Source organism: Streptomyces sp. NPDC031274 (genome assembly GCF_055570235.1).
This window is the reverse complement of sequence record NZ_JBVIHP010000267.1, coordinates 1-1,325: the sequence shown is the minus strand read 5'-3', so window position 1 is coordinate 1,325 and position 1,325 is coordinate 1. Positions and strand designations below refer to the sequence as shown.

Here is a 1,325-nt window from a genome sequence, read left to right as displayed (position 1 = left end):
CGAACTCAAGCAACTTCTTTCCCTTCAGGAGCGCTTGAACGCACGGCTGGAACCCGCTTCGCTCTCGACGGGCGAAGGATCGCCGGCGTCGAGGGGACAGCGTCTCTCTGCGCCGGAATTCCAGGATCTGGTGGATGTCGCCCAGTTGATCAAACTGAGTTGGCCGGCCGGCAGCGGCCTGCTCCGATCCAGCGCTCTCACGGCTCTCATCGACGAGCACACTGCGCCTCTGCACGCCTGGCACAAGGCCCACCAGAGCAAGGTCCAGAGCTATCGCGATCTGCGCGCCGCGCCGATCGGCAGCGCCCACTGCGGTGCCCTGCTCCTGGCGGCCGAGAGCCTGCTGCTCGAAACGGCCGGGGACCCCAGTGCGCTGCGGGAGCGTGTTCGTCCGCTGGCCCAGTACGCGTTCGAGCAAGCACCGCCGGGCGCCTACCGGGCCTTCTTCAGCCGGCCCGACTTCTCCCCGGCGCTCGCACGCTCCATGGTGCGGCAGGTGCACGGGTTTCACGCCGCGGGCCCCATGGAGTACGCGAATCTGCGGGTCGCGTCCCGCGACTGCCGTTTCACCGCCGCGGAGGTCCCCGCCCATCTGCCTCAGGCCTGGTACGACACGTACTTCACCGACTTCACCGACCACATGCCGATCACCAACCTCTACACCGTGCGCCATCTTCGCCGCGCCGCCTCCCTCAAGCTCGTCGAGATGACGTCGGGCGGTTCCTGGCAGCAGTGCTCGCAGGCCCTGGAGATCCCTGCCGGCAAGGCCGAAACCGCCCTACGAAGGCTGCGGCTGCAGTTCGGCGACAGCGGCCTGTGGCGGCGCTTCGTCGATACGGTCGAACAGATCGCCGCGCACTTGGACGAGCTGCCCGAACGCCCCAACTACGCGCACCGCCGCCGCGCCCTGGCGCAGTGGACCATGCCGCGGGAAGACTGGGAGGGCCTCGCGCAGGATCTTCCCCAGGCCGCGCGCATCACCGAGAGATTCGGCACCGACTTCGGCACTGTGCTCGTCTGGTCCGAAACCACCGTCTCCGACTACCTCCTCTGCCCGCGCCTCTCCGCCCTGCGGCACGCAGGCGTTGACCCTGGTGGACTGATCGCAGCGGTTTCGCTGCACCGCACGCCGATCAACCGCAAGGGGAGCCGCCTGGATCTCAAGAGCCGTGTCGCCTCGTACACCTCACGACTCTCCGCGCACTTGGAGGCGAACCGGATCAGGCGGGTGCCGGCCTTCAGCTCGACGGGGACGGCGAGTTCCTAGAAGTTGTTCGAGCGAGGCTCCCAAGGGAACCAAGTCTGTTGCGCCGCACCGCCGTTGA

1 protein-coding gene is annotated in these 1,325 nt (G+C 67.8%); it reads left to right on the top strand.

Annotation, left to right across the window (positions count from 1 at the left end):
- Positions 1 to 1,267 (top strand): hypothetical protein (locus ACZ5CR_RS45545; RefSeq protein ID WP_468869662.1); only part of this gene is annotated, 1,267 nt, incomplete at its 5' end.
- Positions 1,268 to 1,325: the final 58 nt, after the last annotated feature.